Here is a 3647-nt window from a genome sequence, read left to right on the forward strand (position 1 = left end):
TTGTGCCCCTTAAACGCCCGCGCAATCTTCAGAAAATTGTCCAGCAGCTGGTGTCCCTTTTCCGTCAGGGCGCTTTCCGGGTGGAACTGAACCCCGTGCACAGGGTACTGCTGGTGCTGCAGGCCCATCAGGGTGCCGTCCTGGGACCAGGCGTTCCCCACCAGGGTGTCTGGGAGGTTCTGCACGATCAGGCTGTGGTAGCGGGTGACCCTGAGAGGGCTTGGCAGTTCCTCGAACAGCCCCGACTGGTCATGGGTCACCTGGGAGGTCTTGCCATGCACAGGCTCACCGGATTTGACCACCTCTCCACCGAATGCTTCTGCGATGCACTGGTGACCCAGGCACACGCCCAGAATCGGGATGGAGGTGTGAAACTGCTGGATGACTTCCAGGGATTTCCCGGAATTGCGGGGATGGCTGGGTCCGGGGGAAATGATGATGGCATCCGGGTTCAGTTCACGCACGTCCTGAAGTTCAAATTGATCGTTGCGCCACACCGTCACACTGGTGCCGAGCTCCATGAAGTACCGCACCAGATTGAAGGTGAAGGAGTCGTAGTTGTCGATCATCAGGAGTTCCATGCAAACCTCACAGGCAGCAGGTTGAAGTCTGCAAGGAAGAATTCTGCTTCAGGGTGCTCGGCAAGCCAGTCCAGGTTCATCTGGATCTCCTGCACTTTCTCCTGTTTCAGCAACTTCAGCAGGGCAGGGCAGGTGAGCCAGCGGTCTTCCAGGGCAGGGGTGAACAGCTCCTCACCGAGTTTTGCGACCAGATTCCCCCGGTTGAACTGGGCGATCAGGCCATCGTCGTGGTACAGCAGCACCAGAGGGTCATTCACATTCTGGTCGGTGAAGTGGAAATTCTGGGTGTCCAGCTCAGAAAGGGGTTCATCTGCAACGGTGAAAGGCAGCGGTTCCGATGGATGTTCCCTGAGGGTGGTGTTCAGCTCTCCATCCTGATTCAGACGCAGTTCCACCAGCCATTCCCCTTCAGGGTTCTGCTCGGAGGTGAAATACAGGGCCTCATACATGGCCTGGGCATCCTCCGGGTACTCCCAGAACCGGGCCGACTTGATCAGGCGGTTGATGTGCTGACCCATCAAAGGGTACTGCCCATCTTGCAGGTGGAGGGTCTCGGTCAGGGCAAAAGCAGGTTTCTGATAGGTCAACAGCAGGGATTTGGTCAGGACCTCCTGAAACTCATCACCGGGGTCAGAATCCCAGGTGATGCCTCCTCCCACCCCATACTCGGCCTGTTCGAGTTCATCATCGGTGACCACCGTGCGGATCGGAACGTTGAAGATGGCTTCCCCTTCAGGGGTCATGTATCCGATGGTGCCGCAGTACACCTGTCTGGCAGACGGTTCCAGGCGGGAGATCAGGTGCATGGTGCTGATCTTGGGGGCCCCGGTGATGGACCCACAGGGGAAAAGTGCCTCAAACACATGCTCGAGATCAATGCCTGGATGGGTTTCTGCCTGAATGGTCGAGGTCATGGTCCACAGGGTGCGGTACTTCTCCACCTCGAACAGTTTGGCCACCTTCACGGTGCCCGGAATGGCGATGCGGCTCAGGTCATTGCGGATCAGGTCCACAATCATCAGGTTCTCGGCCCTGTTTTTTTCACTGGTCTTCAGGAACTGGCGCTGCGCCTCATCCTCTTCCAGAAAACGGCCTCTGGGAGCGGTGCCCTTCATGGGGCGGGTGGTGATCTTGCGGCCATCCCAGTGAAAGAACAGTTCTGGTGAGGCACTGAGGATCTGAAAGCGTCCCAGGTCCAGAAAGGCACTGTAAGCCCCCTGCTGTGCGCGGGTGAGCTGCTGGTAGTAATGAAAGGGATTCCCGGTGAAAGGTGCAGTCAGGCGCAACGTGTAATTCGCCTGGTAGGTTTCCCCTTCCGAAATCCATTTTTTCACCAGGGCAATGTTCTGCTGGTAGTCTTCCTCGCTGATCTGCGTGCGCCAGTGAATCTCCTGTGCTTCCTGCGCTTCCGGGAACTCTGGAGCGGGGGAGGGGAACTCAAAAATTCCGAACCACAACAGGGGCATCTGGGATGGTCTGCCTTCAGGCATGGCCGGATCAAAAGCCTGGGCAGCTTCATAGGCCAGGTAGCCCGCAGCATAAAACCCCTGCTTCACCCAGCTCTGTGCTTCCCTGAGCAGAGGACGCACCTCTGAAAGGGTGCGGGTGCAAAGCACCTTCACAGGCTCCCTGAAGCACAACCGCTCAACGGAACCCCCAGCAGTTTTGAATTCGAAAAGAAGCCACGGCATGTGCATTGTTCAGGCTCAGGGTCCACGGACACCATCCACACCAGTGACAGAAAGACGGCGCAGGATTCACTTCCTGAACACCTTCAAAGGCTGCCCTGGTCCGCACTTCTCAGGGCAGACAGACGGGTCGCTGTATGTATACCACGGGAGGGTGTGGAGGGACAAGGTTTAAGGAGGTGGAAAGTCATTTCATGGGTGAAGACAGCCTGAAAAAGCCATTGTTGCTGCAGAAGGCAGAAAGCAGAAGGCAGAAGGCCAAAGTTGCGTATTCAAAAAGAGAAGGATATACGACAGGCGGTTTGTGGGCTTTCTGAAGTTGCCTCTGAAGCTTTATAGAACCCTGAGATTCCAGGATTTGATGGTTGTTGAAAGCCTTCTGCCTTTGGCCTTCTGCTGTCCAGACTCCATGTACAGAGTTTCCTGCCAGAGCACCAACCTCCGCCATATCCCTTAACCCCTTAAGCAATTCAAACACGCGAAATTCCGCTGAAATCCGTTAGACTGATGCATATGGACGAGAAAATCCGCATTCTTCTGGTCGATGACCATCCGGTGGTGCGCAAAGGCACCCGAGACCTGCTGGAAAGCCACGATGACCTGGTGGTGATCGGGGAGGCCGGTGACGGTCAGGAAGCCATTGATCAGGCCATGAAACTGTCTCCCAATGTGATCCTGATGGATGTGTCCATGCCGGGCATGAACGGGATTGAAGCCACCAAGCGCATCAAGGCCCTTGCGCCCACCATCAGTGTGCTGGTTCTGACCAGTTATGACGATGATGCTTATGTTTTTGCCCTGCTGGAAGCCGGAGCTGCAGGATACCTGCTGAAAAATGCCCGTGAAGACGAGCTGATTCAGGCGGTGCGTGCCGTCGCCTCTGGCGAGAGCGTGCTGCACCCCAGTGTGGCCAAGAAGGTGCTGGGTCGCTTTGCAGCCAACACCAGTGCCCCTGCCCCCACCCCTGCCAATGATGTGGAAGCCCTGTCTCCCCGTGAACTGGAAGTGCTGCGCATTGCAGCCACTGGCAGCACCAACAAGGAGATTGCGCGCGACCTGGAAATCAGCCCTCGCACGGTGCAGGTGCACCTCGCGAACATCTTCTCCAAACTCGGGGTGGGAAGCCGCACCGAGGCTGTGCTCTACGCCATCAAACAGGGCTGGATTGACCCTTCAGCGCTGGATTGAAACGCCTGACGGCCCGCCGAGGGCCGAGAGCCCAGGGCCGAGGGCAGTCAAGGCAAAAGGAGCTGTTCACAGGCACTGTGGTTTGCTTTAAATGGCCGGGGTTGCAGCTGGGTGATTTGCTTGACAGGCAAAATGCTTTGCAATACGTTGCTCTCGGCTCTCGGCTCTCGGCTCTCGGCTCTCGGCTCTC

General features: G+C 57.0%; 3 protein-coding genes. 1 reads left to right on the plus strand and 2 read right to left on the minus strand.

Features of this window, described 5'->3' with window-relative positions:
- Nucleotides 1–581 (minus strand): anthranilate synthase component II (locus DC3_RS28635; protein ID WP_146892206.1); only part of this gene is annotated, 581 nt, incomplete at its 3' end.
- The gene (gene pabB, locus DC3_RS28640; protein WP_186816339.1) at nucleotides 569–2272 is read right to left on the minus strand and encodes an aminodeoxychorismate synthase component I; all 1704 of its coding nucleotides are present in this window, start codon (nucleotides 2270–2272) and stop codon (nucleotides 569–571) included. The genes DC3_RS28635 and pabB, both read right to left, overlap by 13 nt.
- Before the next feature lie 510 nt (nucleotides 2273–2782).
- Between pabB and DC3_RS28645 the strand changes: the two genes are divergently transcribed.
- A complete protein-coding gene (locus DC3_RS28645; RefSeq protein WP_146892211.1) occupies nucleotides 2783–3457 on the plus strand; it encodes a response regulator in 675 nt (224 codons plus the stop codon).
- Nucleotides 3458–3647 lie beyond the last annotated feature (190 nt).

The sequence above is a fragment of the Deinococcus cellulosilyticus NBRC 106333 = KACC 11606 genome, from assembly GCF_007990775.1.
Lineage (GTDB): Bacteria > Deinococcota > Deinococci > Deinococcales > Deinococcaceae > Deinococcus_C > Deinococcus_C cellulosilyticus.